The sequence below is a fragment of the Pelagerythrobacter sp. Soil_C_18 genome, from assembly GCF_057657235.1.
Map to the genome: position 1 here is coordinate 177,804 of NZ_JBDGIU010000005.1, position 24,958 is coordinate 202,761.

Annotated in this window: 35 protein-coding genes; 8 read left to right on the forward strand and 27 right to left on the reverse strand. The window is 67.0% G+C overall.

Annotation, left to right across the window (positions count from 1 at the left end; translation table 11 throughout):
* Window positions 1-160: 160 nt before the first annotated feature.
* A complete protein-coding gene (locus AC3A5N_RS12355) occupies window positions 161-355 on the forward strand; it encodes a hypothetical protein (protein ID WP_487737619.1) in 195 nt (64 codons plus the stop codon).
* Window positions 346-1,326 (forward strand): fatty acid desaturase, encoded by a 981-nt coding sequence (locus AC3A5N_RS12360; RefSeq protein WP_487737620.1) that lies wholly within the window; start codon window positions 346-348, stop codon window positions 1,324-1,326. The genes AC3A5N_RS12355 and AC3A5N_RS12360 overlap by 10 nt, the downstream gene beginning before the upstream one ends.
* Here the strand turns inward: AC3A5N_RS12360 and thiL are convergent.
* The 4 genes from thiL to hisG are packed head-to-tail and all read right to left on the reverse strand — an operon-like array spanning window position 1,323 to window position 4,601.
* Entirely contained in the window at window positions 1,323-2,204 is an 882-nt protein-coding gene (thiL, locus tag AC3A5N_RS12365; RefSeq protein ID WP_487737621.1) for a thiamine-phosphate kinase, read from the reverse strand. The genes AC3A5N_RS12360 and thiL overlap by 4 nt on opposite strands.
* Window positions 2,201-2,656, reverse strand: a complete 456-nt coding sequence (gene nusB, locus AC3A5N_RS12370) for a transcription antitermination factor NusB (protein ID WP_487737622.1) — start codon at window positions 2,654-2,656, stop codon at window positions 2,201-2,203. Before nusB ends, thiL begins: the two co-directional genes overlap by 4 nt.
* A complete protein-coding gene (gene hisD, locus AC3A5N_RS12375; protein ID WP_487737623.1) occupies window positions 2,656-3,945 on the reverse strand; it encodes a histidinol dehydrogenase in 1,290 nt (429 codons plus the stop codon). Before hisD ends, nusB begins: the two co-directional genes overlap by 1 nt.
* Window positions 3,945-4,601 (reverse strand): ATP phosphoribosyltransferase, encoded by a 657-nt coding sequence (gene hisG, locus AC3A5N_RS12380; RefSeq protein ID WP_487737624.1) that lies wholly within the window; start codon window positions 4,599-4,601, stop codon window positions 3,945-3,947. The genes hisD and hisG overlap by 1 nt, the downstream gene beginning before the upstream one ends.
* Window positions 4,602-4,645: 44 nt before the next feature.
* Here hisG and AC3A5N_RS12385 point away from each other — a divergent pair, with 44 nt between their 5' ends.
* Window positions 4,646-5,713 (forward strand): DUF2332 domain-containing protein, encoded by a 1,068-nt coding sequence (locus tag AC3A5N_RS12385; RefSeq protein WP_487737625.1) that lies wholly within the window; start codon window positions 4,646-4,648, stop codon window positions 5,711-5,713.
* Window positions 5,714-5,719: 6 nt separating this feature from the next.
* Here the strand turns inward: AC3A5N_RS12385 and AC3A5N_RS12390 are convergent, their stop codons facing one another.
* From AC3A5N_RS12390 to AC3A5N_RS12410, 5 genes are read right to left on the reverse strand one after another with little or no spacing between them, the layout of a single operon-like run.
* Window positions 5,720-6,616 (reverse strand): alpha/beta fold hydrolase, encoded by an 897-nt coding sequence (locus AC3A5N_RS12390; RefSeq protein WP_487737626.1) that lies wholly within the window; start codon window positions 6,614-6,616, stop codon window positions 5,720-5,722.
* A 2-nt stretch (window positions 6,617-6,618) separates the two neighbouring features.
* Window positions 6,619-7,434, reverse strand: a complete 816-nt coding sequence (locus AC3A5N_RS12395; RefSeq protein WP_487737627.1) for an SDR family NAD(P)-dependent oxidoreductase — start codon at window positions 7,432-7,434, stop codon at window positions 6,619-6,621.
* Complete coding sequence (locus tag AC3A5N_RS12400) at window positions 7,431-8,312, reverse strand: pirin family protein (RefSeq protein ID WP_487737628.1); 882 nt, start codon at window positions 8,310-8,312, stop codon at window positions 7,431-7,433. Before AC3A5N_RS12400 ends, AC3A5N_RS12395 begins: the two co-directional genes overlap by 4 nt.
* A complete protein-coding gene (locus AC3A5N_RS12405; protein WP_487737629.1) occupies window positions 8,309-9,016 on the reverse strand; it encodes a glutathione S-transferase in 708 nt (235 codons plus the stop codon). The genes AC3A5N_RS12400 and AC3A5N_RS12405 overlap by 4 nt, the downstream gene beginning before the upstream one ends.
* On the reverse strand, window positions 9,016-9,291 hold the full coding sequence (locus tag AC3A5N_RS12410; protein ID WP_487737630.1) for a BolA family protein: 276 nt from the start codon (window positions 9,289-9,291) through the stop codon (window positions 9,016-9,018). The genes AC3A5N_RS12405 and AC3A5N_RS12410 overlap by 1 nt, the downstream gene beginning before the upstream one ends.
* Before the next feature lie 51 nt (window positions 9,292-9,342).
* Here AC3A5N_RS12410 and AC3A5N_RS12415 point away from each other — a divergent pair, with 51 nt between their 5' ends.
* Window positions 9,343-9,936: a DnaJ domain-containing protein gene (locus AC3A5N_RS12415; RefSeq protein WP_487737631.1), complete on the forward strand. Its 594-nt coding sequence runs from the start codon at window positions 9,343-9,345 to the stop codon at window positions 9,934-9,936.
* Window positions 9,937-10,187: 251 nt separating this feature from the next.
* On the opposite strand, the gene AC3A5N_RS12420 is transcribed toward AC3A5N_RS12415, so the two are convergent.
* The 15 genes from AC3A5N_RS12420 to AC3A5N_RS12490 are packed head-to-tail and all read right to left on the reverse strand — an operon-like array spanning window position 10,188 to window position 18,880.
* Window positions 10,188-10,538, reverse strand: a complete 351-nt coding sequence (locus AC3A5N_RS12420) for a GFA family protein (RefSeq protein ID WP_487737632.1) — start codon at window positions 10,536-10,538, stop codon at window positions 10,188-10,190.
* The gene (locus AC3A5N_RS12425; protein WP_487737633.1) at window positions 10,535-11,173 is read right to left on the reverse strand and encodes a glutathione S-transferase family protein; all 639 of its coding nucleotides are present in this window, start codon (window positions 11,171-11,173) and stop codon (window positions 10,535-10,537) included. Before AC3A5N_RS12425 ends, AC3A5N_RS12420 begins: the two co-directional genes overlap by 4 nt.
* Before the next feature lie 52 nt (window positions 11,174-11,225).
* Window positions 11,226-11,675 carry an SRPBCC family protein gene (locus tag AC3A5N_RS12430; RefSeq protein ID WP_487737634.1) on the reverse strand — a complete coding sequence of 150 codons (450 nt, stop codon included), beginning with the start codon at window positions 11,673-11,675 and terminating at the stop codon, window positions 11,226-11,228.
* Between the two features lie 4 nt (window positions 11,676-11,679).
* Complete coding sequence (locus tag AC3A5N_RS12435; protein WP_487737635.1) at window positions 11,680-12,432, reverse strand: DUF899 family protein; 753 nt, start codon at window positions 12,430-12,432, stop codon at window positions 11,680-11,682.
* Complete coding sequence (locus AC3A5N_RS12440) at window positions 12,429-12,818, reverse strand: VOC family protein (protein ID WP_487737636.1); 390 nt, start codon at window positions 12,816-12,818, stop codon at window positions 12,429-12,431. Before AC3A5N_RS12440 ends, AC3A5N_RS12435 begins: the two co-directional genes overlap by 4 nt.
* Window positions 12,819-12,829: 11 nt before the next feature.
* A complete protein-coding gene (locus tag AC3A5N_RS12445) occupies window positions 12,830-13,483 on the reverse strand; it encodes a glutathione S-transferase family protein (RefSeq protein WP_487737637.1) in 654 nt (217 codons plus the stop codon).
* Window positions 13,483-14,127 (reverse strand): glutathione S-transferase family protein, encoded by a 645-nt coding sequence (locus AC3A5N_RS12450; protein ID WP_487737638.1) that lies wholly within the window; start codon window positions 14,125-14,127, stop codon window positions 13,483-13,485. The genes AC3A5N_RS12445 and AC3A5N_RS12450 overlap by 1 nt, the downstream gene beginning before the upstream one ends.
* A 25-nt stretch (window positions 14,128-14,152) precedes the next feature.
* The gene (locus AC3A5N_RS12455) at window positions 14,153-14,629 is read right to left on the reverse strand and encodes a VOC family protein (RefSeq protein WP_487737639.1); all 477 of its coding nucleotides are present in this window, start codon (window positions 14,627-14,629) and stop codon (window positions 14,153-14,155) included.
* An 11-nt stretch (window positions 14,630-14,640) separates the two neighbouring features.
* Window positions 14,641-15,444, reverse strand: coding sequence for a VOC family protein (locus AC3A5N_RS12460; RefSeq protein WP_487737640.1), 804 nt, complete (start codon window positions 15,442-15,444; stop codon window positions 14,641-14,643).
* 3 nt (window positions 15,445-15,447) lie between these two features.
* The gene (locus AC3A5N_RS12465; protein WP_487737641.1) at window positions 15,448-16,092 is read right to left on the reverse strand and encodes a glutathione S-transferase family protein; all 645 of its coding nucleotides are present in this window, start codon (window positions 16,090-16,092) and stop codon (window positions 15,448-15,450) included.
* A 20-nt stretch (window positions 16,093-16,112) separates the two neighbouring features.
* Complete coding sequence (locus tag AC3A5N_RS12470; protein ID WP_487737642.1) at window positions 16,113-16,829, reverse strand: DUF1428 domain-containing protein; 717 nt, start codon at window positions 16,827-16,829, stop codon at window positions 16,113-16,115.
* Window positions 16,830-16,844: 15 nt separating this feature from the next.
* A complete protein-coding gene (locus AC3A5N_RS12475; protein WP_487737643.1) occupies window positions 16,845-17,261 on the reverse strand; it encodes a VOC family protein in 417 nt (138 codons plus the stop codon).
* A gap of 16 nt (window positions 17,262-17,277) precedes the next feature.
* Window positions 17,278-17,967 carry a glutathione S-transferase family protein gene (locus AC3A5N_RS12480; protein ID WP_487737644.1) on the reverse strand — a complete coding sequence of 230 codons (690 nt, stop codon included), beginning with the start codon at window positions 17,965-17,967 and terminating at the stop codon, window positions 17,278-17,280.
* Between the two features lie 2 nt (window positions 17,968-17,969).
* A complete protein-coding gene (locus AC3A5N_RS12485) occupies window positions 17,970-18,410 on the reverse strand; it encodes a DoxX family protein (protein WP_487737645.1) in 441 nt (146 codons plus the stop codon).
* A 32-nt stretch (window positions 18,411-18,442) separates the two neighbouring features.
* Window positions 18,443-18,880, reverse strand: coding sequence for a VOC family protein (locus AC3A5N_RS12490; protein ID WP_487737646.1), 438 nt, complete (start codon window positions 18,878-18,880; stop codon window positions 18,443-18,445).
* Window positions 18,881-18,971: 91 nt separating this feature from the next.
* Here AC3A5N_RS12490 and AC3A5N_RS12495 point away from each other — a divergent pair, with 91 nt between their 5' ends.
* Window positions 18,972-19,655, forward strand: a complete 684-nt coding sequence (locus AC3A5N_RS12495; RefSeq protein ID WP_487737647.1) for a winged helix-turn-helix transcriptional regulator — start codon at window positions 18,972-18,974, stop codon at window positions 19,653-19,655.
* Here AC3A5N_RS12495 and AC3A5N_RS12500 read toward each other — a convergent pair.
* Entirely contained in the window at window positions 19,652-20,491 is an 840-nt protein-coding gene (locus AC3A5N_RS12500; protein ID WP_487737648.1) for an oxygenase MpaB family protein, read from the reverse strand. The two genes, AC3A5N_RS12495 and AC3A5N_RS12500, sit on opposite strands and share 4 nt — an antisense overlap.
* 91 nt (window positions 20,492-20,582) lie before the next feature.
* On the opposite strand from AC3A5N_RS12500, the gene cobS reads away from it, so the two are divergent.
* Both cobS and AC3A5N_RS12510 read left to right on the forward strand, forming a co-directional pair.
* Entirely contained in the window at window positions 20,583-21,575 is a 993-nt protein-coding gene (cobS, locus tag AC3A5N_RS12505) for a cobaltochelatase subunit CobS (RefSeq protein WP_487737649.1), read from the forward strand.
* A gap of 49 nt (window positions 21,576-21,624) precedes the next feature.
* Window positions 21,625-23,748, forward strand: a complete 2,124-nt coding sequence (locus AC3A5N_RS12510; protein WP_487737650.1) for a transglycosylase domain-containing protein — start codon at window positions 21,625-21,627, stop codon at window positions 23,746-23,748.
* 42 nt (window positions 23,749-23,790) lie between these two features.
* Here the strand turns inward: AC3A5N_RS12510 and AC3A5N_RS12515 are convergent, their stop codons facing one another.
* Complete coding sequence (locus tag AC3A5N_RS12515; RefSeq protein ID WP_487737651.1) at window positions 23,791-24,228, reverse strand: PaaI family thioesterase; 438 nt, start codon at window positions 24,226-24,228, stop codon at window positions 23,791-23,793.
* Window positions 24,215-24,667, reverse strand: coding sequence for a PaaI family thioesterase (locus AC3A5N_RS12520; protein ID WP_487737652.1), 453 nt, complete (start codon window positions 24,665-24,667; stop codon window positions 24,215-24,217). Before AC3A5N_RS12520 ends, AC3A5N_RS12515 begins: the two co-directional genes overlap by 14 nt.
* A 117-nt stretch (window positions 24,668-24,784) precedes the next feature.
* On the opposite strand from AC3A5N_RS12520, the gene AC3A5N_RS12525 reads away from it, so the two are divergent.
* Window positions 24,785-24,952, forward strand: a complete 168-nt coding sequence (locus AC3A5N_RS12525) for a hypothetical protein (RefSeq protein ID WP_203106854.1) — start codon at window positions 24,785-24,787, stop codon at window positions 24,950-24,952.
* Window positions 24,953-24,958: the final 6 nt, after the last annotated feature.

A 24,958-nucleotide genomic window follows, 5' to 3' on the forward strand; every position in this document is an offset into this window, starting at 1 on the left:
CAGGGCCGCTGGCCCGTCGAGGTATAGGGGGTGGGACGCCGCGCGCAAGAGCTTCGCGCGAAGTTGTGCCCTGGTCCAGCGCTGCCCCGAAATGCGACATCGGCAAGACAAATCCGGCCGAGTCTTGCGGCAAATCGTACTTAAGATTAAGTAAACGGCCATGCAAAAGGCGGTCCAGACGCTTTTCAAGATCATGCCGCTTCTCTTCGGCATCGGTTTCATCGCGCCGCTGATTGCGCAGACGATGATCTATTGGGAGTGGGAGCCGCCACTGGGCCTCTCGCCGATCGGCTTCGGCCTGCTCGTCGGCAGCCCGTGGGGGCTCTACGCGACGTTGCGGGGGCGATGGGTGTGACAGAGGGGCAGGGGGCGACAGACGCGATGTTTTTCCGCGAGGGGCTGGTCGATGCACCCGCGCGCGGCGACGCGCCGGCCATTCCGCTGACGGGCGACGCCTCGCTCGACAAGCACACGCGCGTCGCACTGCTGCGGGAAGAGCGCGAGATCGCCCGGCGGTTCGAGGGCGGGAAGATGTGGATCTACCCGGCGTTCGCCTTCACCTGCTACGCGATCTGGCTCAGCTTCTTCCCGCTGGCGATCATGGGCTGGCTCAACCTGCCGCTCGCCTTCGTGCTGTCGACAGTGTTCGCGGTCGGCGGCTACGTCACCAGCCACGAGGCGATGCATTCGAACATCGGCCGCCCCGGCAGCAAGACGCGCTGGCTCAACGAATGGACCGGCAAGGTCTCGACGATCATCATCGTCTTCCCGTTCTCGATGGCGCGGCTGATGCACCTGGAGCATCACTACCACTGCAACCATCCGGAGAAGGATCCGGACTACCCCGACCGCGCCAACGGCCCCTGGCATGCGATCTACAAGACCTGGCTCAATCGCCAGCCGGGGATCGACGGCTCGATCCACATCTACAAGCGCATCCTCGCGGAGATGGGGACCAAGGAAGCGGCGGACTCGCTCAGGGACACGATCCGCCTGCAACTGATCTTTCTGGCCGTGCTGTTCGGCATGGCCTGGAGCGGCTACGCGATCGAGGCGGCGCTGATCTGGTGGCTGCCGCGGCACATCGGCCTCAGCTACATCCGCTTCTACCTGAGCTGGGCACCGCATCACCCGCGCGAGGCGCGGGGCCGCTACACCAATACGCGGCTGTTCAAGAGCAGGCTCGGGCACATCGGATCGATCGGGATGGAAACGCACTTCGTGCATCACCTCTACCCGGCGATCCCGAGCCACCGGACCAAGGAAGCCTATTACGCGCTGCGTCCAGTGCTGGAGAGGCGCGGGGTGCATTGTCCCGAGATCTAGCCTTCGTGGCTGTAGCCGAGGCCTTCGGGTGAGCGGACAAGCTCGCCGTCCAGGAGCAGCGGAGCGCCGTCCAGTGGCGCCACGACACGGCCGATCTTTGTCGCAGGCACCGGCAAATTGGCCCCTTCGGACGCGGTAAACAGCAACTGGTAATCGTCCCCCCAGCGCAGGGCCTCGTCGCGCCGAATCTCGGGCAGAGCGATCGGCGCGGCGGAGCGGTCGATGGCGAACGTTGCGCCGCTGGCTTTCGCCATACGCCAGGCATCGAGTAGCAGACCGTCCGAAATGTCCATCATCGCGCCGACCATGGGCGCAAGCGCGCGACCTTCGGCGAGCAGGGGGACGGGCCGGCGGTAGGGCAAGGCGGCGGCCTCATCGCCCGCCTGCAAGGCCTCAAGCCCCGCGAGTGCCGCGCCCAGCGGACCGGTGACGTAGATCGCATCCCCCGGGCTCGCGCCGCTGCGCGAGGGCACGGGAACGTGCGTAGCGCGGCCGATCGCGGTCAGTCCGAAGCTTCGCGGTGGTCCGCCCGACACGGTATCCCCGCCGAGGAGCGGCACATCGTAGGTTGAAAGGACCTCGCGCAGACCGTCGAGAAAGCGCGCGTCGTCCGCACCGAGCATGTAGCCGACGAGCACCCCCACCGGCTCCGCACCCTTGGCGGCGAGATCGGACAGGTTGGTCGCGACCAGCTTCCACGCCACATCGGCCGGGTCTTGTCCCGACAGGACGTGAACGCCCTCGACCAGCATGTCGTGCGTCAGGACGAGCGTTTCGCCGCCCAGTTCCAGCACCGCGGCGTCATCGTCCAGGCCGCGGGCGCCGGGATGCAGCGGCAGGCCCCGCAGGAGATCGATGAAGGCGCTCTCGCCGCTCACCGCACCTGCTTGGCGAGGGCATCGAGCACGCCGTTGACGAACTTCGCCTCGCGATCGTCGAAGAACGCTTTTGCGACGTCGATGTACTCGTTGATCACGGTCGCGACCGGTACGTCCTCGCGGGCTATCAGCTCGTACGCGCCGGCGCGCAGCACTTGCAGCATCGTCTTGTCGAGGCGCGCGAGATTCCAGCCTTGCGCGAGCCGCTCGCTCAGCAGCAGGTCGATCTCGTCGCAGCGCGCGTCGACGCCGGAGACGACGTCGTCGAAGAATGCCATCTCGGCTTCGGCATGGTCGTCCTCGCCCAGCACCGCGCCGAGGCGGTGCCGGTGGAACTCATCGAGCAGGCGGGCAAGTGCGGTCCCCTCCATCTCGCGCTGGTAGAGCGCCTGCACGGCCGCGAGCCGCGCAGCGGAGCGGGCGAGCGTGCGTTTCGGCGGACGTGCGGACATTACTTGAGCCTCATGGCAACGGATTGGGCGTGCGCCGGCAGCCCCTCGGCTTCGGCGAGCACTACGGCCGCCGGACCGATGGCGGCCAGCGCCGCGGGATCGAGCGAGATGAAGCTGGTGCGCTTCATGAAGTCGAGCACCGAGAGCCCGCTGGAGAAGCGGGCGCGGCGACCGGTCGGAAGGACGTGATTGGGGCCCGCGACATAGTCGCCGACGGCCTCGGGCGTGTGGCGGCCGAGGAACACGCTACCCGCGTGGCGCAGACCGGCGAACAGCGTCTCGGGATCCGCCACCGCGAGCTCGACGTGCTCGGCTGCAAGCCGGTTGGCGAGCGGCACCGCCTGATCGAGCGATTCGACCACGATCACAACGCCGTTGTCGCGCCAGCTCGCCTGCGCCGTCGTGCGCGTCGCGAGCATGGCGGATTGCGTGTCGATCCGATCCTCCACCTGGTTCGCGAAGGCGTCGTCGTCGGTGATCAGGATCGATTGCGAGGCCGGGTCGTGCTCGGCCTGGCTCAGCAGGTCGGCGGCGATCCAGTCCGGATCGTTGTCCGCGTCGGCGATCACGAGGATCTCGCTCGGCCCCGCGACCATGTCGATCCCGACCACACCGTAGAGCTGGCGTTTGGCCTCCGCGACCCAGGCATTGCCGGGCCCGGTGATCACGTCGACCCGTGCGATCCGCTCGGTGCCGTAGGCGAGAGCTGCGATCGCCTGCGCGCCGCCTATGCGCCAGACCTCGTCCACTTGGGCGAGGTGCGCTGCGGCGAGCACGAGCGAACTGGTCTCGCCTCCGCGGGTCGGGGAGACGACGACGAGCCGCTCCACCCCCGCGACTTTGGCAGGAATGGCGTTCATCAGCAGTGAGGAGGGATAGGCGGCGCGGCCGCCCGGCACGTACAGTCCCGCCGCATCGACCGGCGACCAGCGCGCGCCGAGGCGGACGCCGGCTTCATCGGTGAAGTCGCGGTTCGCAGGAAGCTGTTCGCGGTGATAGGCCTCGATCCGCCGGGCTGCGAGGTCGAGGGCGTCGCGCAGATCGGGCGCCAGCGCTTCGTAGGCGGCGCGGCATGCCTCGGGCGCGATGCGCCAGTCGCTTTCGTCCACGAGCCGGTGCTTGTCGAAACGGGCCGTGTATTCTTCCAGCGCCGCGTCGCCCTTCGCCCGCACGCGCACGATGATATCGGCGACGTCCTGCCGCACTTCGATATCGCTCTCGCGCCGGCCGTCGACCAGGCGCGCGAAGGCGGTTTCGAAACCGGGCTCGGTGATGTTCAGGCGTTGCATCAGGCCGGCTCCGGCTCGGCAGCGACGGCGCGGAAGCTCTCCACGATCTCGCCCACGCGCGGATCGGTCTTGAGCGCGGCGCGGTTGACGATCAGCCGCGCGGACACCTGCATGATCGTCTCGCGCTCCTCGAGCCCGTTCTCGATCAGCGTGCGGCCGGTGGAGACGAGATCCACGATCTGCCGCGCGAGTCCCAGCGCCGGAGCGATCTCCATCGCGCCGTTGAGCTTGACGCACTCGGCCTGGACGCCCTTGCTCTCGAACCACCGGCGCGTGAGGTTCGGATACTTGGTGGCGACCCGCATATGGCTCGCGCCGGCCTGCCGCTCGGCGACGTTTGCAGGCGCGGCAAGCGAGAGCCGGCAGTGCCCGATGTCGAGATCAACCGGGGCGTATAGGTCCGAGTAGTCGAATTCCTCGATCACGTCCGAACCGACGATGCCGGCCTGCGCCGCGCCGTGCGCGACGAAAGTGGCGACGTCGAACGCGCGCACGCGGATGATACGGAGATCCTCGCGGGTCGTCCCGAAGGTCAGGCTCCGGTTGCCCTTGTCGTGGAAGGCCTCTTCCGGCACGAGGCCCGCACGTGCCATCACGGGCAGCGCCTCGTCGAGGATGCGCCCCTTGGGGATGGCGAAGGTGAGCGGTGCGGGCATTGCGCCGGGGCACTTAGAGGTCGAGTTCGGAAAGGGCAATGGAGATGGCGGAGAGCCCCCATGCGATCATGCACACGCGGTCGGTCCCGGACGGGATCGAATGGCAGGCGCAGCACGCGGCGAAGAACGGAGCGCCGGGCACCGCACGCGTGATCCGCGGCCTGCTGCCGGTGCTCAAGACCGAAACGGCGGTCGGACGGCGTATGGCCAGTTGGCAGGGCCTGCTGCTGGAGGACGCCATGCCCCTGCGGATCGCGGGCGGGCTCCACTACCTGCTCCTCAGCGGAACCGACAAGCGGCTGGAGCCGGTCTACGCCGCGCTGACGACCGATCAGGGCGCGGTCGACGAACTGGTGGTCGGCCTGGTCGAGACGTTCGACCATCTCCTGCTGCCGTGGCTCGATCATCCGCCGCAGACCAACGAGGCGGGTCGTTCGGCCAGCATAATGGCCGGCCTGTTCTGGCTGTCGGAACGGGTAGGACCGCGCTTCGAGATGAACGAGATCGGCGCCAGCGCCGGCATCAACACGATGATGGAGCGGTTCCGCTTCGACCTTGGCGGCGTTGTCGTGGGGCCGAGCGGTTCGCCGATGCACCTCGCGCCGGAGTGGCGCGGTGCGCCGCCGCCGGGCAATCCGGTGAAGATCGAGGGGATTCGCGGCTGCGACGTGCGGCCGATGGACCTGCGCGATCCCGACACCGTGCTGCGGCTCAAGAGCTACATCTGGCCCGAAGCCCGCGAGCGCATGGGCCGGATCGACCGCGCTGCGGCGCTGGCGGCCGAACGTGCGCCGGAACTCGACCGGATGGGCGCGGCGGAGTGGGTCGAGGAAGTGCTGTCCGAACCGCAGGTGCAAGGCGTCACCCGCGCGCTGTTTCACTCGATCGTGTGGCAATACATTCCCGAAGCTGCGCGCGAGAGGATCGTGGCCGCGATGGAGCGCGCAGGCGAGGCGGCGACGGCGGACGAACCGCTCGCGTGGATCATGCTGGAAACCAACCGCGAGACGTTCGCCCACGAACTGCGCGTGCGCTACTGGCCGGGGTCGAAGGACTGGACCTTGCTCGCTACCGCCCACCCGCACGGCGCGTGGGTCGAGTGGCAGGGGTGACGACGGCTAACCGGTCCGGTCCAGAAATGCGTCCATCGCAGCGTTGACCTCGCCCGGCGCTTCCCAAGGGACGAAGTGGCCGCAGTCCGGCACCTCCGCGATCGTCAGGTCCTCGATCAACTCGTCCATTCCCTCGAGGTTTTCAGGGGGAAGGGCCAGATCGTCCATCGCCCAGATCACCAGCGTCGGGATGGTGAGTTTGGGAAGGGGCGGGGGCGTCCAGCCTTGGGGCAGGGCATAGGGCGCGTCGAGCGGAGGCACGTCGATCGGGCTCGCGCGGTACCAGTTGAGCATGCCGAACGCCGCGTCCCCGTCCTGCCAGTCCTTCAGCAGCGCCTCGCGCTCTTCCGCTTCCATCTCGCTCGGGCGATCCCACTTGATCTCCTGCATCAGAATCGCGGCGAGGCCATGCTCGCGCACCAGCGCGTCGTTTGCCGGATCCCGGAAGCCGCGCATGTACTGGCTGGATTTGCGCTGGTGCTCGTTGGTGTAGAGCAGCTTCTGGAAGATCGCCGGATGCGGCGCATTGGCGACCACTGCGCGCGTGACGTGGCCGTTCGCCTGCCCGGCGAGCGCCGTGCCCCAGGCGATCGCGCCGCCCCAGTCGTGGCCGACCACGGTGAAGGTCTCAACCCCCAGCGCCTCGGCCAGCATGAATACGTCGCCGATGAGCTTATCGGGCGTATAGGCCTCGACCTCCTGCGGCTTGGACGATCCGCGATAGCCGCGCTGGTCGGGCGCGATGCAGCGGTAGCGATCGGAGAAATGCGCGATTTGGTGGCGCCAGGTGCGGTGGCTTTCGGGAAAGCCGTGGAGGAACACGAGCGCCGGTGCATCGCGCGGCCCGGTGTCGACCACGTCGAGCTCGATGCCATTGGCAAGCGTTACGCGCTTCTGATCCATCCTCACCCCTCCGCTTCCATCTTCTCGATATATCCGGCGGCAACCATCGCCGCGACCTGATCGAACAACTGATCGGGCGTCTGGCGCGCCTTGCCCATCGCCTCTTCCATCCCGCGCGCGACGATGATCTCACGCTGGTTGAGGGCGATGGCGTCCACCATGGTCTTCGCCGCCTCGTCGGCGGGAATGCCTTCGTCGATGGCCCTGTTGCTCTTGCCCCGCTTCGATCCATCCGCCGTGAGCGCGTTGCGGCTCACGTCGGTCGCGACCGAGCCGGGGCAGACGACGTGCACCTCCACCCCATCCCGCGACAGCTCCCCGCGCAGGGAGTCGGCATAGCCCACGAGCCCGAACTTCGCCGCGCAGTAGGCGGTGCGCATCGGCACCCCGACTTTGCCCGCGATCGACGAAATGAAGACGAGGCGCCCGCTGCCGCGCTCCGCCATGTGGCCGATCAGGCCCTGAGCGAACGCGATCTGCTGGGTGAGGTCGATCTCGATGATGTCGCGATAGACCTGCATATCGGTCTTGAGCGCGGTGCTGCGCTGCGAGACGCCTGCGTTGGCGACCGCGATATCGACGCCGCCCTGCCACCCGATCGCCTGCTGCGTCGCTTCGGCGAGTGCCGCATCGTCACGAATGTCGAAGGGGAGGGCGAGCGTTTCGGTGCCAAGGCCGCCCGCAACCGCCGCAAGGCGCGCCTCGTCGCGGCCCGAAAGCACGATCCTGGCACCGCGTCCGGCGAACTCGCGGGCCAGTGCCGCGCCGATGCCGGAGGATGCGCCGGTGATCCATACGACTTTGCCTTCGAAACTCATGGATAGCTCACCGTCTTCGGTTGTTCGGGGATCGGGATGAATTCCTTGTCGTCGCCCGGGACCTTGGGAAACTCGCCGCGCGTCCATGCGTCGCGCGCCGCGCAGATCCGCTCCCGGTCGGAGCTGACGAAGTTCCACCAGACGTGGCGCTTGGTCGCGAACGCCTCCCCGCCGAGCAGCATGACCCGTCCGCCGCGCTCGCTCGAAAGCGTCATCTGCGCGCCGGGTGCGAGCACGGCCAGCTCGTAGAGCACCAGCGGCCGGCCATCGACGCTCGCTTCGCCGCCGACCAGCATGACCGCGCGCTCGTCCGCCTCCGCCTCGATCGGCAGCGCGCCCGAGGCGGCGAGCATGACGTCGGCATAGATCGTGCCCGCATGCGTCGTCGTCGGTGCGCGCTTGCCCCATAGCTCGCCCATGATCACGATCGCCTTGGCGCACTGGTCCTCCACCACCGGCAGGTCGATCTGCGCCTCGAAGGCGGGAGCGATCTCCTCCTGCCCGTCAGGCAGCGCCAGCCAGGTCTGCATGCCGTAGAGCCGCGCGCCGCGCTCGCGCTCGTCCTGGGGGCTGCGTTCCGAATGGACGATGCCGCGGCCGGCGGTCATCAGGTTGACCTGCCCCGGGCGGATCGTCGCGAAAGTGCCGAGGCTGTCGCGGTGGTCGATCGCCCCCTCGAACAGCCAGGTCACGGTGGCGAGATTGATGTGCGGGTGCGGCCGCACGTCCATGCCGCCGCCGATATCGAGCTGCGCCGGTCCGAACTGGTCGACGAAGATGAACGGTCCGACCATCGTCCGCTCGCGCGAGGGGATCGCGCGGCGCACTTCGAACTGGCCAAGGTCGTGGGTGATCGGGGTGATTGTCTGTTCGATCATGATCCGTCGAGCTCCGGATAGTGGCGGAAGATGCCGTCTTCGTTGAACGGAATGCAGCGGTCGGACGCACGGTAGGCGGCGATACCGTCGAGCTTGCCGACCGCTTCGTGGCACACGAGCAGCCGGGGATAGTCGCGCTCCAGCGCCGCCATCCGCTGCGGGAACATGTAGCGCAGTCCCTCGACGAGCTGGAACAGCGAGGTGTCGACGTGGCTCCACTTGCGGCCGAGCACGAAGGGCCCGTCGTTGGCGCCGAGTGCGCCCTCGAAGTAGCCGAGGAACTTCGGCATGCGTTCGCTGCGGAAATGCGCCGCGACCTGCCACGCGGCGTCTCCCTGGTCCTCGTAATAGAGCGCGGTCGAAATCGGATGGTGCACGGCGTGCACTTCCGCCACCATGTCGCTGATGGTGAGCTGGAGCGTGATCAGTTCGAGATCGCGTTCGAGCTCGCCGGCGCCGAAGCCGTGCCGGTCCGCCAGCCAGGCGAGAATGTGCGCGACTTGCGCGATGGCGAAGTCGCCGTCGACGAGATAGGGCGGGGCGAAGGGCCGGATGCCGCTGCGCGCCTCCAGATCCCGCACCAGCGCCTCGGCGCCCTGTTCGCGGGCCATGTCGCGATAGGGAACGCCCGCCGCTTCCAGCGCCAATCGCACGAACTCTCCGCGCCCCGGTATGTTTGGCCAATACCAGAGCGCGTAGGTCATCAGCTCTCCCCGGGCGCCGAGGCGCGGACCGCAACTGCGTGGACGCGCTGACCGGGAATGTCGCCGAGTGCGGCGTTGACCATGCGCTGGCGGTCGAGCCGGCTCTTGCCCGTAAACGCCGCACTTTCGATCACGATCGTGAAGTGCGATTCGCCGCTTCCGTCATCGCCGGCATGGCCATGATGCCTGGCGCTATCGTTGATCACTTCGAGCCGCGACGGCGCGAAAGCGGAGGTCAGCAGTGATTCGATTTCGGATTGCAACGTTCCAGCCATGGGTCAGGTTTGGGGGTTCCCAACCGGCTTGTCCATGCCCATCCTAATGGCGTGAAGCAGACCAGGTTCCATGGACGATACGAGAGCACCGGGCGCACTTGCGAGACGCCTGGTTGCAATGAGTCGGGCGAGTATCGCGCGCCGGGCACACGCGGCAATTCCTTCGATGGACCTGGTGCCTGGCGCTGGTTCTGCCTCGATCACGTGCGCGAATTCAACGCGGGCTACGACTGGTTCGAAGGGATGAGCGCCGAGGAGATTCTCGCGGCCCAGGCGCCCGCTGCGGGATGGCGCACCGAGAGTCATTCGTTCCGCCCAACCGCGGGCGTCGACGGCATGCCGCGCTGGGCGGACTTCGACGATCCGATCGATGCCATCGCGGCCCGAGCGGGCGGAATCAGGAGCCGCGCCCAGCGCGAAGCGCAAATGGCCATGGACGGCCGCTTCAGCCGCGAGGAAGCGCAGGCGCTAGAGACGATGGGCCTCGGCCTCGACACCGACCTCCGGCGGCTGCGGCGGCGCTATTCCGAGCTGGTCCGCCGCTATCACCCCGACCGCAACGGCGGCGACCGTCGCCACGAGGGGCGCCTGACCCGCGTGGTCGAGGCGTACCAATTGCTCAGGAAGAGTGCGGCGATAGGGTAGAGTGCCGGCCTTCACCGGCGCACGCGCCTTGCTCGCCCGGTCTGTATCCTCCACCCATGACCCTGCCGTCATCCCGACGAAAGCTGGGATCGTTCTCTACGTGGCGCTGAGCTGCATCTGGGCCCAGCTTTCGCTGGATGACGCGATGAATTGACGCGAGGTGAGGTGAGGTGAGGTGAGGTGAGGTGAGGTGAGGTGAGGGGGAAGCGGTCCGCTAGTCTGCCAGACCCGACGCAACGCCGCCCAATCCCTCAGAACGACGCCCCATCCACGCGGTTGATCTCCAGCGCATTGATGTCGCACTCCGGCACGCAGCGCAGGTTGACTGCGACCATCTCCCGCCCATCAGGCCCAGTGCCGAGGGCAAAAGGCGTGCAGCCGCACTCGGTACAGAAGTGGTGGTGGATCGCCTGCTTGTTGAACGTGTAGTCGCCGAGCTTGTCCGCCGGCGCTTCGACCGTTGCCTCGGAAGCGGGCACGAAGTGGAGGATAGTGCCCTTGCGCCTGCACATCGAGCAGTTGCAGGTCATGCCGCCGGCCGGAAGGTCGCCATCGACCGTCGCACTGATCGTGCCGCAATGGCAACTGGTGGTGTAGCTCACGCCTGGTTTTCCCGCGCCTGGATTTCCGCAATCAACTTCCCGTCGATCGCCTTGCCGGCCTGATAGGCTGCGCGCCCGCTGCAACGCCCGGCATAGGCCCTGAACGCGTCGCGCTCGGGAATCGAGCCGAACTGGAGGCCCCAGTCGACCGCGCTGCCGACATAGACGTCCGCCATGGTGAATCGGTCGCCGCAGACGAAGTGGCGCTCCGCGAGCCAGGCGTCCAGCGCATCGATCGTGCGCTCATAATTGCCGAAGCCCGCTGTGCTCTCGCGGTCCTGCGGTACGCTCCAGCCCATGACTTTCGTCAGCACCGCCTGCTCGAGCGGACCGGCGGCGAACAGCAGCCAGCGGAAGTAGTCGGCCTTCTCATGCTCGCGCGGGAGAAGGTCGGGCGCGTTCATTTCCGCGAGGTAGTGACAGATCGCGGCCGCCTCGGTGACGACGTGATCGTGCTCGCCGTGATGGTGCACGATCGTCGGCACCTTGCCCATGGGATTGGCTTCGAGAAAACGCTCCGGCCTGTTCTGCCAATCGACGAGTACCTGTTCGTACTGCGCATTCGCCTCGTGCAAGGCCCAGCGGACGATCTGCCCGCGGCTCATGGGATGGGTGTAGAACGTGTATTCGGCCACGAGTATCTCCTGCGAATCGAAGCTAGGAACATATCAAGAACATTGATATTTGTCAATCGCTCTCGCACAGTGCCTTCAACTGATCGGCACAGGCGCCCCAGCCGGGTTCGAAGCCCATTTCCTCGTGCTGCTTGCGCGCTTCGTCGGTCCAGTGGCGGGCGCGGGCGGTGTAGCGGGTCCCTTCGCCTTCGGGTGCGATTTCCCAGATCCCGATCATGAAGGGGCCCGCGGGCTCGAAGTCGCCGGTCACAGCATCGGTGGTGGCGAAGCGGCGGCCCTCATCGTAGGCGAGATAGATCCCGTTCTGCGGCATCTTCTCGCCGTCGGGGCCGTGGAAGGTCATCTCGCAGCGTCCGCCGGGTCGCCGTTCCACGTTGTCGATCTCGGCGCGCCACGGGGCGGGGCACCACCACTCCTCCTGCCGGCTCACCATGACATCCCACACCTTCTCGGGCGGAGCGTCGATGTAGCGGGTGACGGACAATTCCTTCGTATCGGTCATAGGATTATCCTCTCTGGTCGGCAGCGTCGTAGGTGACCTTGGGGAAGAAGGTGTCGCCCCGGCCCTCGGGCGTGGTGTCGAGCAGGCCCCAGACCGCGTCGGCGAAGTCGAGCCCACGATGGTCCTGGCCGGGATCGTCGGGCGCGAACACCAGCTCGCTGCCCCAGAAATGGCGGATCGTGTCGCCGTCCTTGCGGAAGACGTTGAGCATCGGCTCGTCCCAGTTCTCGTCTTCGCTGTAGCCGCGCTGTGCCCGCATTGCCGGCGTAAGTGCCGCGGTGTTGCCGTAGTAATGCGCGCTGTAGTCGCTTCCGGCGGTGGACAGCAGTTGGAGATGGTTCCAGCCCCGTGCATGCGCCCAGGCGGCAAGCCGGGCGATCGGCGAGCTCGCGACGACGTAGAGCGGCGCACGTTGCGGCACGTGGCGCGCGGCGCCTTCGATGCAGTCGAGCAGATGGGTGCAGCCGGGGCAGGGGACGTCACGCTCCGGCCCGAACATGTAGCTGTAGATCAGGATGGTCGGGAAATCGCCGAACAGCTCCGACAGGCGGACCTGCTCGGGTCGGAAACCGGCGCCGATCCGGTCGAACACAAAATCCTTGGGCACCTCGCCACCGATTGGGAGCGCACGGCGCATCTCGGCCACGGCTTCGGTCTGGCGGCGGAGCGCGATTTCGGCATCGAGCAGCGCGTTACGCGCTTCGCGATAGGCGGGGCTTTCGTTTGGGAAAGCCATGCGCGGGAAGTCGCCGGTCATAGTTCGTCCTCCGAACCGTAGGGTTTGGTGATCAGCTCGAGCAGATGGCTGTCGGGATCTTCGAAATAGACTCCCCGGCCGCCGAAATGGTGGTTGATCTCGCCGGCCTTGCTGCGCGCCGGATCGGCCCAGAAGGTCAGGCCCATGTCCCTGATGCGTGCCATTCCGGCGTCGAATTCCTCGTCCGAAACGAGGAACGCGTAGTGCTGCGGCGAAACAGGCCCTTCCTTCTCCATGAAATCGAGCGAGACACCGTTAGCGGCATCCACGATCTCGAAATGCATGAGGGTTCGCGGCTCTGGCAGGCCGAGCATCTCGGCTAGGAAACGTGAGGAGCGGTGCCTGTCGCGGCACCAGACGATCGTGTGGTTGAGCTGGGCAGGCATGGGGTTTCTCCTCAGTCGCGGTCAGGTGCGCCGGGTGGGAACCAAGCGCGGTAGGGCCGCGCATCGTCGACGCAGCGGGCGACGGCGGGCAGGGCCAGCACTTCAGCGCGCAGCGCCTCGACGCGCGGGCAGTTGTCGGGTATGCGCTCGACCCAGTCGGCGTAGAACAGCGACGGCGCGGCGGCGCAGGTCACCAGCGAGACGTGCGGGGGGAGCGTGTTTGCCTCCAACCACGTCTCGAGCCAGCGATAGACCCGCAGAAGGCCGTCCTTGCCCGCCGCGATTTCGGCAGGGTCGGGGGCCTCCTTGTTCGCGATATAGGCGTTCACGACCCGTTGCATGCTCCCCATCACGTAGTTGTCGAACACGCGATCCAGCATTCGCGTGACTGCCGCCTGTGCCGGATCGGCCGGGATCAGTGGAGCGGAACCGGGGTGGTGGAGGGCGAGGTGTTCGACGATCGAGGTCGCCTCGATCACCGTCGTGTCGCCATCCACCAGCACCGGAAACTTGCCGGCCGGATGCGCCTGCTGGACGAACTCGGCATGTTGCGGATGGTCGGGCCCGACCTCGCGGAACTCGAACGCCGCGCGGTTCGCGTAGAGCGGGATCAGCGCCTTCCAGGTGTAGGATGAGAACGGATGGCCGTAGAGCGCGAGCGTCATCAGGAAAGCCCCTCGAACACGGCCCGTTGCGCCGCGAAGGCGCGCTGATAGGCCGGCCGCGCCGTACCGCGCGCGACGTAATCGCTGAGCGTGGGATAGTCTTCCAAAATGTTCGTTCCTTCCAGCCGGCGCAGCACCATGATCATCATCAGGTCGCCCGCGCTGAATTCTCCATCGAGCCACTCGTTGTCGGCGAGTCGGCCGGCAAGCTGGTTCAGCCGCACACGGACGCGGTCATCGAGGAGCGGCAGGCGCGCCGCGTACCAGCTCCTGTCGGCCTCGGTATATTCGACCTGCTCCCGCTCGACGATCGGCGGCTCCACCGTGTTGAGCGCGGCGAAGAGCCAGCCGATCGCACGCTCCCGGGCGCCGGGATCGTCGGGCAGCAGACCCGGGTGGTGCGCGGCGATGTGGAGCACGATCGCTCCCGATTCGAACAGCACGAGGCTGCCTTCCTCATAGGTCGGGATCTGCCCGAAGGGGTGAAGCGCCAAGTGCTCCGGGCGCTTCATCTCCTCGAACGAGACCAGCCGCACGTCGTAAGGCTGGTCCGCTTCCTCCAGCGCCCAACGCACGCGCATGTCGCGCGCGAGCCCCTGGCCTTGGTCGGGCGATTGCGCGAACGCGGTGATGGTGGGACGCATCGTATCGCTCCGGATGTTGGTAGCGTCAGGCGCCCCGTCGCGCTGCTTCGATCTTGGCGACGTCGATCTTCTGCATCGTCATCATCGCCTCGAACGCGCGCTGGGCTTCATCGCCGCCCGCCGCCATCGCCTCGGTCAGCACGCGCGGGGTGATCTGCCAACTAAGGCCCCACTTGTCCTTGCACCAGCCGCAGGCCGATTCCGCCCCGCCGTTGCCGACGATCGCGTTCCAGTAGCGGTCGGTCTCCTCCTGATCGTCGGTCGCGATCTGGAACGAGAACGCCTCAGTCTGCGGAAACGTGGGGCCGCCGTTGAGCCCCAGGCACGGGATACCGCACACGGTGAACTCGACGGTGAGCACGTCGCCCTCTTTCCCGCCGGGGAAGTCGGACGGCGCCTTGCGCACCGCGGTGACCTCGCTGTCGGGGAACGTCTCGGCGTAGAACCTAGCGGCTTCCTCCGCGTCGCGGTCGAACCACAAGCAAATGGTGTTCTTGTTCATCGTCGTTCTCCTCAAGATTTTCGCGGTCCGACGAAGCCGATCGCGGCGCCTTGCGGGTCCATCGTGTGGACCGAGAATTCGCCGCCCGGAATCTCCATGATCTCGCCGAGCAGCTTGCCGCCGCCGTCGGTCACGGCCTTCGCCGCGCGGTCGATGTCGTCGACGCCGACGTAGTAGGACCAGACCGACTGCGGCACGTCGGGCATCTTGGGCATGATCGCCCCGATCATCCCGCCGCCCTGGTGGATGAACTGGTAATCGCCCATCTCGCCCATCGGCATGCTGTCCTTCTGCTCCCAGCCGAACAGCTCGGTGTAGAGCGCGATGACCGCGGCTGGGTCGGTCGTCTGCAGCTCGTTCCAGCGAACGTGCTGCGGCTTCTCGTAATCGAATACGTCGCTCTGCGCGTCGGGCTGATCCGGGGGTGGGGTTGGCGTCATCACATAGAGCGGTGCGCCTTGCGGGTCGGCGACCAGAGCCATGCGGCCGACGCCTTCCATGTCTTGCGGGGCGATGAAGGTCGTGCCGCCGGAATCGACGATCCGCGCGACCGCGACGTCGACGTCGGGGACATGGACATAGCCGAACCAGCCGGGCCGCGCCCCTTCCTCGCACATCGCGTCGGTCAGGGTGAGCACACCGCCGGCAAAGCCGCCGTCGGCGCGCTTGATCATGCGATAGTCCGGCCCGTCGCCGGGCATCGAGCTCTGCGCTTCGATGTCCCGACCGACCACTTCGCGGTAGAACGCCCGCGCGCCGGCCGGGTCGGGGGTCATCAGCTCGTACCAGATGAAGCTGCCTTTATCCTCGGCCATTTGTCAGTCTCCCTTCCGTATCTCGTCTGCCGCCGCGAAATGGGCGAGCTGGTCCGCGCGCGCCTTCGTGAAGGCCGGGCGGGCGGTGACGCGCGCGACATATGCCTCGCTCGCCGGCCGCTCACCGTGCGCACGCACCTTGGCGACGCGCAGCACGTCCGCCATGATCAGATCGGCGGCAGTGAAGCGGCCAGCGGCAAGCCACTCGCGATCCGCCAGGACAGCCTCCAGTTGACCCAGGCGCTGGTCCAACCAGCCGGTCAGCCCGTTCTCGGGATCGCCCATCACGTTGAGGAACCACCACGGTACCGAGACCATCTCGATCGAGTTGAGTGCGCTCACCACCCACTGCAGGACCTGCGCTTCCCCGGCCGCGTCGCGCGGCATCAGCGCCTCGCTTTTCCGCGCCAGGTGGATCAGGCATGCCCCGCTTTCGAAGAGCGCGACCTCGCCGTCCTCGATCATCGGGACCTGGCCGAAGGGTTGGCGGTCCAGGTGGTTGGTTTCCCGATCGTCGAACGGGACCGCGCGGACGGCATAGGGCAGGCCCGCCTCCTCGCACGCCCAGCGCAGCCGGAGGTCGCGCACGAAACCGCGCGGGCCCTCCGGCACCCAGTCGTAAGTCCAGATCGTGACGGTATCGGCCATCGTTTCCGGCTCCCTTCGGATCAGGCGTCGATCATCGGGCGGAAACCGCCCCACATCATCCGCTGCCCATCGAACGGCATTTCGCCGTCGGGCTGCATATCGGGGTCGGACATCATCGCTTCCCACGCCTTGTCGCGGGTCGGCTTGTCGGGCCATTCGACGTAGGAGAAGATCACCCCTTCGCCGTCCTGCGCCTTGACTGCGCGGCGGTAGTCGGTGACCTCGCCGTCGGGCACGTCATCGCCCCAGGCCTCGACCACGCGGACGGCGCCGCTTTCTATGAACCTGCCCGCGACGTTTTGCGCCAGCTCGCGGTAGGCTTCCTTCTTGTCCACGGGGACGGGGACGAGATAGCCGTCGGTGTAGCCCGTCGTGCCTTGCCCGCGCTCGTCCACGATCGCTTCGAACCCGCCGTAGATCATGCGCTTGCCGTCGAAGGGCATGGTCTCGCCCATGTTCTCCATCCGCTCGTCGCTCATCATCTTCTCGTTGGCGGCGTCGCGGGTCGCCTTGTCCGGGTATTCGAACCACGAGAACACGACCGTCTCGTCGTCTTTCGCCTGCACCGCGCCGTAGAAATCGGTCACTTTCCCCTTGGGCACGTCATCACCCCAGGTCTCGACCATGCGGGCCGCGCCGAACTCCTTGAACAGCGGCGCCGCGTCTTCGGCGTGCTTGCGGTAGGCGTCCTTGTTCGCGGTCGGAACCGCAGCGACAAATCCTTCAAGATAGGTCATCGTTCTTTCTCCTTGTCAGCCTTGCTTCACCGGTGCGCCGATCGACCAGCGATGTCCGAACGGATCGGTTACCTGCCCATAGCGGTCGCCCCAGAACTGGTCGGCGAGCGGCATCGTCTCGGTCGCTCCAGCCTTCAGTGCGCGTGCGAACCATGCGTCGGCATCGTCGACGTGAAGGTGGAGCGTTACCGCGGCCGGCATGCCGGCCGCGCCGCCGTATTCGGGGAAGTCGTCGTTCAGCATCACCGACCCGCCATTGATGTGGAGGTGCGCATGCAGGATCCGCTCGCCATCCTCCGCCATATGCGGCTCCATTGCCTGCTCAGCGCCGAAAGCGGCCTTGTAGAAATCGATCGCTTCCCTGGCGCGCTTTTCGCCAATCGTCAGATGCGGGGTGACGCCGGGGAGCGATTGGTTCTGATCGTTGCTCATCGTCTGTCTCCTTGGGCTATTCGTCGCCCCAACCGGGAGGCGGCTTGCCGGTAAATCCCTGCAAATGCGCCTCCAGCGCACGCCTGTAGGCAGGGCGTGCTTCCCCGCGCTCGCGATAGGCCGCGAGGTTGGGATAGCGGTCGAACATGTCGGCGAGTTCGCCGCCGACCATCTGCAGCACTGCGATCATCATCAGGTCGCCCACGCTGAACGTGCCTTCGAGCCACTCGGCATCGCCGAGCCGGTTGGAAAGCTCGCCGAGGCGCTCGTCGACCCGTTCGCGGATCGCGGGCTTGCGCGGCTCGGACCATGGCTGATCCGCTTCGAAGATCGTTGCAATGGCCCAATCGCTCAGGTGTGGCTCGATCGTGTTGAGCGCGGCGATGACCCACTCCGCGGCACGTGCCCGGGCATGCGGCCCTTCCGGCAGCAGGCCCGGCGTGCGGTCGGCGACGTGGAGCACGATCGCGCCCGACTCGAACAGCGTCAGGTCGCCTTCCTCGAATGTCGGCACTTGTCCGAACGGCTGGCGGGCGCGATGCGCGGCCATCTTCTGGGTGCCCTGCGGGAGGTAATCGACCCGGTAATCGAGCCCAACCTCCTCGAGAGCCCAGCGCACCCGCAGGTCGCGGACGAGGCCGCGCGCGAAATCGGGCACCCAGTCGTAGGCGGTGATCGTGATTGCGGCGTTAGGTTCGACGGCCATGATCAGTCCTTCCCGCTATTGAATGGGAAGACGGAGCGGAGCGCCGGATTCCTCAGCCACAGCCCGCCCCAGACCATCAGGCCGAGGTAGACCCCGAACAGCGTGTGCGTTGGCAGCGGGCTGTCTATCCGCAGGTGCGTGGCGATCGCGCCGCCGAGATAGCCGGTGATCAGCACCGCGCCGAGCACCGCGGTGCGCGGCCAGATGTAGAGCAGCGTCGGGATCAGCAGGAGGATCGCGAGCGTGTACATCATGCCCACTTCCAGCGGCCAGCCGAGATCGGGCGGGCTGTACTTGATCGCGAGCTCGGGGGCGGCCAGCTTGAATCCCGCGTCGAACAGCAGGAAGGCTATCACGAGTCCGCTGAGAACCCGCCCGATCCAGACCCCGGCCGGGGTCGACGAACGGGTGGCGGGAAGCGCGGTATCGGCAACAGTAGCCATCAGTTTGCTCCTCTTTCAAGAAGGCGCGCGGATCAGCCCGCGGGCTGTTCGGCCGGATGCTCGCCTTCGGGCAGGGCGCTCATGTCCATGAATGCGTTCTCCCAGATATGTCCGTCGGGATCCTCGAAGCTGCGGCCATACATGAAGCCGAGGTCCTGCTTGGGGGTCGGGTCCGCCTTGCCGCCGGCTGCGACGGCCTTGCGAACGATCTCTTCGACCGCGTCCTGGCTGTCCTGGCTCAGAGCGAGCATCACCTGGGCGCTCTCGTGCGCGTTCGGAATCGTCTTGCTGGTGAACGTCTTCCAGAAGTCGTGCTTCAGTAGCATGACATAGATTGCGTCCGACCAGACCATACTGGCGGCATTGTCGTCACTGAACTGCGGATTGTTGGTGAAGCCGACGGCTTCGTAGAATGCCTTCGACCGGGCGAGGTCGGCGACGGGCAGGTTCACGAAAATCATCTTGGTCATGGCGGTTTCCTCTCTGTTTTTCGCATCGTCTTTCGCTTGGGGGCGAATCGGAACTTGCTTTTTCTGACCGACTCAGTTACAAAAAGCAACCATGAAGTTACGAAATGAAACCAAAGTGCACGGAAAGTGGTATGGCGACGCCTGCGGCACCGCGTTCGCCATGGAACTCGTTGGAGAGCGCTGGTCGCTGCTGATCGTCAGGGAGCTGATGCTCGGCGCGCGCCGCTTCTCCGATATCAGGGTGGCTCTGCCGGGGATAAGCGCCAAGGTGCTGACCGAACGTCTCGGTTCGCTGGAGGAGGCTGGTGTGCTCGTCCGGCGCCAGTTGCCGCCGCCGGTGAAAGCGCAGGTCTACGAACTCACTGCATGGGGTTATGCCGCCGAGCCGCTAATTCAGGAGGCGGGGCGCTGGGCCGCGCAGTCGAGTGCGCACGATCCGACGTTGCCGCTATCGAACGTCTCGCTGATGATGTCGATGCGCACGATGGTCGACAAGGCGCGGATCGGCGAGATCGAGGGCACGATCGGCTTCGCGATCGGCGAGGACGGCTTTGTCGCCGAGCCGGGCGAGGGCGTGCTGCCGATCCGGCGGGGCGATCCCGAGGAAGCCGACGCGATTTTCCGTGCGCCGATTGCGGCGGTGATCGCAGGTGGGCTCTACGCAGGCGTGCCGTGGGAGGAACTGGAGCGCGGGGTGGGGCTCTCGATCGAGGGCGATCGCGATCTGGCCCTGCGCTACGCCGGCATGTTCAGCCTGCCGCCCAAGCTCGCCTAATTCTGCCGGAACGCCCAGCGCAGAGTCTTGCCCACCGCCCAGGTGGCCGCGCGGGCGGGGATTGCCTCGATGCCCGGTCGGTCCAGCCCCAGCATCGAGCGCGCAAACGGCGGCAGCAGCGCGACGGCCTCCGCTCGCAGCATGGCTTGCAGGGCAGCCGGCGCGCCCTCCGGGCGCTGCGTCAGTACCAGCCGCGCCACTTCCCGTGCTTCGGGTGATCCGCGCAGGTCGCCGCGCAGATCGCGAAAAATCGTCTCGGCCTCGCGCTGGTTCTCAGGCACCGGATCTGCGCCGAGCGCGCGGGCGATGATAGCGAACTGGCGGTAATACTCGTCTCGCGCGCCGTGTGGCATGTCGGGTCGGACGAGGCGCAGATAGGCGGCGAGAAAGCTCGTCGCTTCCGCCACGTGGACCCAGGCGAGCGTGCGCGGATCGCGCGCGGAGTACGGCGTGCCGTCGAGTAGGGTGCCGCCCACCTGCTCGTGGATTCGGTTGACCCGCTCGATCGCCGCGCGAGCATCATCGCGGTGGCCGAAGGTCGTCACGGCGATGAACCGCGCCGTGCGCCGCAGCCTGCCGTGCATGTCGGCACGGAAGTCCGAATGATCGAGCACGCCCTGCAGTGCATGCGGATGGAGCATCTGCAGCAGCAGGCCGCGAATGCCGCCGACCATCATCGCCACGACATCCGCATGCACCAGGCGAATCGGCGTGTCCTTCGCGAACAGCGCTTCGTTCGACGGCGGAACGGGGCGCTGGCCCTCCTCGTTGAAAGTTGCGCGCACCCGGCGGATCAGTTCTGCGCGAAGACGATCGGTCGGGCGGGGCGGCGGCATGAGTCCAATATACCGTTGTCCCGCCGGAATGAAATCTCGCCGCAAGTCCGCTTGCAGCCGCTCCCCCGCGCGTATAGGCACCGCGCCCGAGATGAACGACATGACCGACAAGAGCTTCGAAGCCTCGAGCAAGACCGTGATGGCCGCGCCAGATACCGAAGTCGATGTGCGCGAGACCTTCGGCATCGACATCGATTGGAAGGTGCCCGCCTTCTCCAAGGCGGACGAGCGCGTGCCCGACGTCGACCCCGCCTACGTCTTCGACCCCGATACGACGATGGCGATCCTAGCCGGCTTCGCGCACAACCGGCGCGTGATGGTGCAGGGCTATCACGGCACCGGCAAGTCGACTCATATCGAACAGGTGGCGGCGCGCCTCAACTGGCCGTGCATCCGCATCAATCTCGACGCGCACATCAGCCGTATCGACCTCGTCGGGCGCGACGCGATCGTGCTGCGCGACGGCTTGCAGGTGACCGAGTTCCGCGAAGGGCTGCTGCCCTGGGCGCTGCAGCACCCGGTGGCGCTGGTGTTCGACGAATACGACGCAGGCCGGCCGGACGTGATGTTCGTGATCCAGCGCGTGCTGGAGCAGGCGGGCAAGCTCACGCTGCTCGACCAGAACCGCGTCATCCGCCCCGATCCGCATTTCCGCCTGTTTGCGACGGCGAACACAGTGGGCCTTGGCGACACCAGCGGGCTCTACCACGGCACACAAGCGATCAACCAGGGGCAGATGGACCGCTGGAACATCGTCGTCGCGCTGAACTACCTGCCGGCCGAGACCGAGCAGCAGATCGTCGCGGCGAAGAACCCCGAGACCGATCCGAAAACCATTGCCAACATGATCAAGGTCGCGGACCTGACCCGGCAAGGGTTCATTAATGGCGACATCTCCACGGTGATGAGCCCGCGCACGGTCATCACCTGGGCGGAGAACGCGGCCATTTTCAAGGATCTCGGCTTTGCCTTCCGTCTCAGCTTCCTCAACAAGTGCGACGAGGCCGAGCGGATGCTGGTGGCCGAATACTACCAGCGCGTCTTCGGGGAGGATCTGCCGGAGAGTGTCGTCTCGGGCGCCTGATCGCTTGCGATATGGCGCTGCTGTGTTAAGGACTTAACACAGTAACGCCATGGATCGCATTCTTCCCTGGACTTCGCGTGAGCGGCGCGGCGGCGGCGAACCGGCCGACCCCGGATTCTATTCGGTGCAGGACGCCTATGCCGATCCCTGGGCCGAGCGCCTCGACGAACTCGACCGCTACATCGACGACGAGCCCAAGCGCGAGAAGAAGCGCCGCCGGTGGCGCTGGACCGTGCGGATTCTCGCGGGCGCACTGTTGGTCCTCATCGTGCTGGTCGGGTGGCTGGCGGTTACCGCCCCTCTGTCCCGATCGCTCGAGCCGATCGCGCCGCCGCAGCTAACCCTACTGGCAGCCGACGGCACGCCGATCGCCCGTAACGGCGCGGTCGTGGACGAGCCGGTCGAGGTCGCGGAGCTGCCGGCCCATGTGATCGAGCCGTTCCTGGCGATCGAGGACCGGCGCTTCTACAGCCACTGGGGCATCGACCCGCGGGGCATCGCGCGCGCCGCCTGGTCGAACGTGACCGGCGGACCGACGCAGGGCGGCAGCACGATCACCCAGCAGCTGGCCAAGTTCACCTTCCTCACGCCCGAACAGAGCCTGACCCGCAAGGCGCGCGAGGCGCTGATCGCGTTCTGGCTCGAGGCCTGGCTGAGCAAGGACGAGATTCTCGAACGCTATCTCTCCAACGCCTACTTCGGCGATAACACTTACGGCCTGCGCGCGGCCTCGCTGCACTATTTCTACCGTCAGCCGGAGAATCTGAAGCCGGAGCAGGCGGCCATGCTCGCCGGGCTCCTCAAGGCGCCCTCGCGCCTTGCGCCGACACGCAATTTCGACCTTGCCGAGAAGCGCATGCGGCTTGTCCTCAGCGCGATGGTCGACGCCGGATACCTGGCCGAAGCCGAGGCGCGGCGCCTGCCGGCCCCGCGGCTCGACGTGCGCACGCGCAACGAACTGCCGACCGGTACCTACTTCGCCGACTGGGCGCTGCCCGCCGCGCGCAAGCTGACCGGCGGCGGCTACGCGGAGCAGACGATCACCACCACGCTCGACTCGCGCCTGCAGGGTATCGCGCGCGACGTGGTCGCGCGTGCGCCGCTGGGGCAGGCGCAGGTCGGGCTCGTCGCCATGCGGACCAACGGTGAGGTCGTGGCGATGATCGGTGGGCGCGACTACGAGAAATCACCCTTCAACCGCGCGACCCAGGCGCGGCGGCAGCCCGGCTCCACGTTCAAGCTGTTCGTCTATCTCGCAGCCCTCGAAGCAGGGATGACGCCCGCCGACCGGATCGACAACACCGAATTCGAAAGCGGCAGCTATCGGCCGCAGAACGCCGCGGGGAATTATTCCGACAGCCTGACGCTGGAGCAGGCCTTCGCCCGTTCCAGCAACGTCGCTGCGGTGCGCCTGTTCAATCTCGTGGGCGACGAGGCGGTGATCGACACCGCGCGCCGCCTCGGCGTCACCTCGCCGCTCGCATCCGGCGATCCCAGCCTCGCGCTCGGCACCTCGACGATGACGCTGATGGAGTTGACCGCGGCCTATGCGGGCATAGCTGGGAACGCCTTCCCCGTCCGCCCGCACGCCTTCGTCGAGGAGGAGCCGGGCTGGTTCGCATGGCTGTGGGACGGGCCAGAAAGCCTTCCGCGCCGCAAGCACGATGAGATGGAGCAACTCCTGCGCAGCGCCATCAACCGCGGCACGGGCCGGGTCGCCATGCTGCGCGCACCGAATTACGGAAAGACCGGCACCACGCAGGACAACCGCGATGCGCTGTTCGTTGGTTATGCCGGCGATCTCGTGGTCGGCGTGTGGATCGGCAACGACGACAATTCGCCGCTCGCTGGTGTCCACGGCGGCGGGCTGCCGGCGCGTATCTGGCGCGACTTCATGCGCCAGGCGCTGGGGGAGGCCCGTGCCCCGGTTCGCCCGCGTGCGACGCCGAGTCCGGACCCGAGCGGCCCCGTCCAGCCGCAGGACGTTCCGCAGATCGGCGACATACCGCTCGGCGAAGACGGTTCGCGCCTGCAGATCAGGGACAACGGCGTGGTCATCTCGACCGACGTGGGGGGCGTGCCGGTGGACGTGCGGCTCGACGAGGGCGGCGTGGCGTTCGAACCCGGCACCGGCCCACGGGATCCGCGGCCCGAGGAATCCTCGCCCCGCTAGATGGGCGAGGGCGCAAGCGAAGTGGTGGGCTGCGTGGTGGGGCTAGCCCCCGCTGCTGTCCTCTGCCGCCGCCATCAGGACGTTCATCACGGCCGTCGCGACCGGCCGCGTGCGGTCGTCCTGCCACGCCTCGACCTCTATGTTCGCGTTGCGCCGCCCGAGGCGGAGCACCCGGCCGCGCGCATAAGTCGGGCGGCTCTTGGCGGCGCTCAGGAACTGGACCGTGACGTTGATCGGCTTCAGCCGCTGCTCGCGCCCCGCGCTCGCGAGCTCGACGCGCAAGGCCGCGTAGCCGGCGTTCTCGAGCAATCCGCTGGTCGCGCCGCCGTGAAAGACCGTCGGCCGGCCCTCCACGATCTTGCCGAACGGCACGACCAGGACCGGAGAGCCGCTTTCCATCGAATCGACCGCGATACCGAGCGAGCGGGCATAGGCGGGCAGCTCCCGCTCGACGGCGGCGAGAAGGTCAGCGTCGCTCATCGCGGCGTCCTCCGATCGACATGAAGACCCCGGCGATGTGCGCGACCGGATCTTCCGGGTCGCCGTCGTGGGCGATGCCGCGCACGAACGCGGCGGAGCGCGTCAGGCGGTAGCATTCGGAACGCCCGTTGACCGCCGCGCCCTTGCGCGCGGGCCGCATGTAATCGACCCGGAGATCGAGCGTCGCGATCGCGAGAAACTCGCTCGTCCTGGTCCAGATCGCCATGCCGGAGGCCATGTCCATCAGGCTGACGATCGGCCCGGTGGCGAGGATGCCGCTGCCGGTCTCCCCCACCAGATCTTCGCGCCAGGGAAGAGCGAGTTCCACCCAGTCCGCGCCGTGCGCGACGTAGCGCATGCCGAGCCATCCGGGGTGGCCGTGCTGCAGCATGAAGGCGGCTGCGGAGGCGGGATCGAAGGGCGGCAGGTCGCTGGCCATGGCAGAGCTCTACGGCAGCGGCGTCGCATTTCAATGTTCTAATTTCCCGCAGCCGCGGCGGTGCGCCATCCCGTCGCCGCGGGCGAAACTGCGCCCGCGCCATGAGGGGATGCCACTGTGAATTTTCCGAAGATCGACCTTTCGTCGCTGCCGGCGCTGGACAAAGCCGCGGGTATGTTCGGCAGCCTGTCCGACGCGGCTACGGCCGCCTCCGACGACCGCGTGGTGATCATCATGGTCTATCTCTACGAGACCGTCTCGGAGCCGACGCTGGGGCTCTTCTGAGGGCGC

Coding starts and splice junctions, on each gene's coding strand:
- AC3A5N_RS12355 (WP_487737619.1), top strand. CDS start 161: ATGCAAAAGGCGGTCCAGACGCTTTTCAAGATCATGCCGCTTCTCTTC.
- AC3A5N_RS12360 (WP_487737620.1), top strand. CDS start 346: ATGGGTGTGACAGAGGGGCAGGGGGCGACAGACGCGATGTTTTTCCGC.
- nusB (WP_487737622.1), bottom strand. CDS start 2,656: ATGTCCGCACGTCCGCCGAAACGCACGCTCGCCCGCTCCGCTGCGCGG.
- hisD (WP_487737623.1), bottom strand. CDS start 3,945: ATGCAACGCCTGAACATCACCGAGCCCGGTTTCGAAACCGCCTTCGCG.
- hisG (WP_487737624.1), bottom strand. CDS start 4,601: ATGCCCGCACCGCTCACCTTCGCCATCCCCAAGGGGCGCATCCTCGAC.
- AC3A5N_RS12385 (WP_487737625.1), top strand. CDS start 4,646: ATGGCGGAGAGCCCCCATGCGATCATGCACACGCGGTCGGTCCCGGAC.
- AC3A5N_RS12390 (WP_487737626.1), bottom strand. CDS start 6,616: ATGGATCAGAAGCGCGTAACGCTTGCCAATGGCATCGAGCTCGACGTG.
- AC3A5N_RS12395 (WP_487737627.1), bottom strand. CDS start 7,434: ATGAGTTTCGAAGGCAAAGTCGTATGGATCACCGGCGCATCCTCCGGC.
- AC3A5N_RS12400 (WP_487737628.1), bottom strand. CDS start 8,312: ATGATCGAACAGACAATCACCCCGATCACCCACGACCTTGGCCAGTTC.
- AC3A5N_RS12405 (WP_487737629.1), bottom strand. CDS start 9,016: ATGACCTACGCGCTCTGGTATTGGCCAAACATACCGGGGCGCGGAGAG.
- AC3A5N_RS12410 (WP_487737630.1), bottom strand. CDS start 9,291: ATGGCTGGAACGTTGCAATCCGAAATCGAATCACTGCTGACCTCCGCT.
- AC3A5N_RS12430 (WP_487737634.1), bottom strand. CDS start 11,675: ATGACCGATACGAAGGAATTGTCCGTCACCCGCTACATCGACGCTCCG.
- AC3A5N_RS12435 (WP_487737635.1), bottom strand. CDS start 12,432: ATGACCGGCGACTTCCCGCGCATGGCTTTCCCAAACGAAAGCCCCGCC.
- AC3A5N_RS12440 (WP_487737636.1), bottom strand. CDS start 12,818: ATGCCTGCCCAGCTCAACCACACGATCGTCTGGTGCCGCGACAGGCAC.
- AC3A5N_RS12445 (WP_487737637.1), bottom strand. CDS start 13,483: ATGACGCTCGCGCTCTACGGCCATCCGTTCTCATCCTACACCTGGAAG.
- AC3A5N_RS12450 (WP_487737638.1), bottom strand. CDS start 14,127: ATGCGTCCCACCATCACCGCGTTCGCGCAATCGCCCGACCAAGGCCAG.
- AC3A5N_RS12455 (WP_487737639.1), bottom strand. CDS start 14,629: ATGAACAAGAACACCATTTGCTTGTGGTTCGACCGCGACGCGGAGGAA.
- AC3A5N_RS12460 (WP_487737640.1), bottom strand. CDS start 15,444: ATGGCCGAGGATAAAGGCAGCTTCATCTGGTACGAGCTGATGACCCCC.
- AC3A5N_RS12465 (WP_487737641.1), bottom strand. CDS start 16,092: ATGGCCGATACCGTCACGATCTGGACTTACGACTGGGTGCCGGAGGGC.
- AC3A5N_RS12470 (WP_487737642.1), bottom strand. CDS start 16,829: ATGACCTATCTTGAAGGATTTGTCGCTGCGGTTCCGACCGCGAACAAG.
- AC3A5N_RS12475 (WP_487737643.1), bottom strand. CDS start 17,261: ATGAGCAACGATCAGAACCAATCGCTCCCCGGCGTCACCCCGCATCTG.
- AC3A5N_RS12480 (WP_487737644.1), bottom strand. CDS start 17,967: ATGGCCGTCGAACCTAACGCCGCAATCACGATCACCGCCTACGACTGG.
- AC3A5N_RS12485 (WP_487737645.1), bottom strand. CDS start 18,410: ATGGCTACTGTTGCCGATACCGCGCTTCCCGCCACCCGTTCGTCGACC.
- AC3A5N_RS12490 (WP_487737646.1), bottom strand. CDS start 18,880: ATGACCAAGATGATTTTCGTGAACCTGCCCGTCGCCGACCTCGCCCGG.
- AC3A5N_RS12495 (WP_487737647.1), top strand. CDS start 18,972: ATGAAGTTACGAAATGAAACCAAAGTGCACGGAAAGTGGTATGGCGAC.
- AC3A5N_RS12500 (WP_487737648.1), bottom strand. CDS start 20,491: ATGCCGCCGCCCCGCCCGACCGATCGTCTTCGCGCAGAACTGATCCGC.
- cobS (WP_487737649.1), top strand. CDS start 20,583: ATGAACGACATGACCGACAAGAGCTTCGAAGCCTCGAGCAAGACCGTG.
- AC3A5N_RS12510 (WP_487737650.1), top strand. CDS start 21,625: ATGGATCGCATTCTTCCCTGGACTTCGCGTGAGCGGCGCGGCGGCGGC.
- AC3A5N_RS12515 (WP_487737651.1), bottom strand. CDS start 24,228: ATGAGCGACGCTGACCTTCTCGCCGCCGTCGAGCGGGAGCTGCCCGCC.
- AC3A5N_RS12520 (WP_487737652.1), bottom strand. CDS start 24,667: ATGGCCAGCGACCTGCCGCCCTTCGATCCCGCCTCCGCAGCCGCCTTC.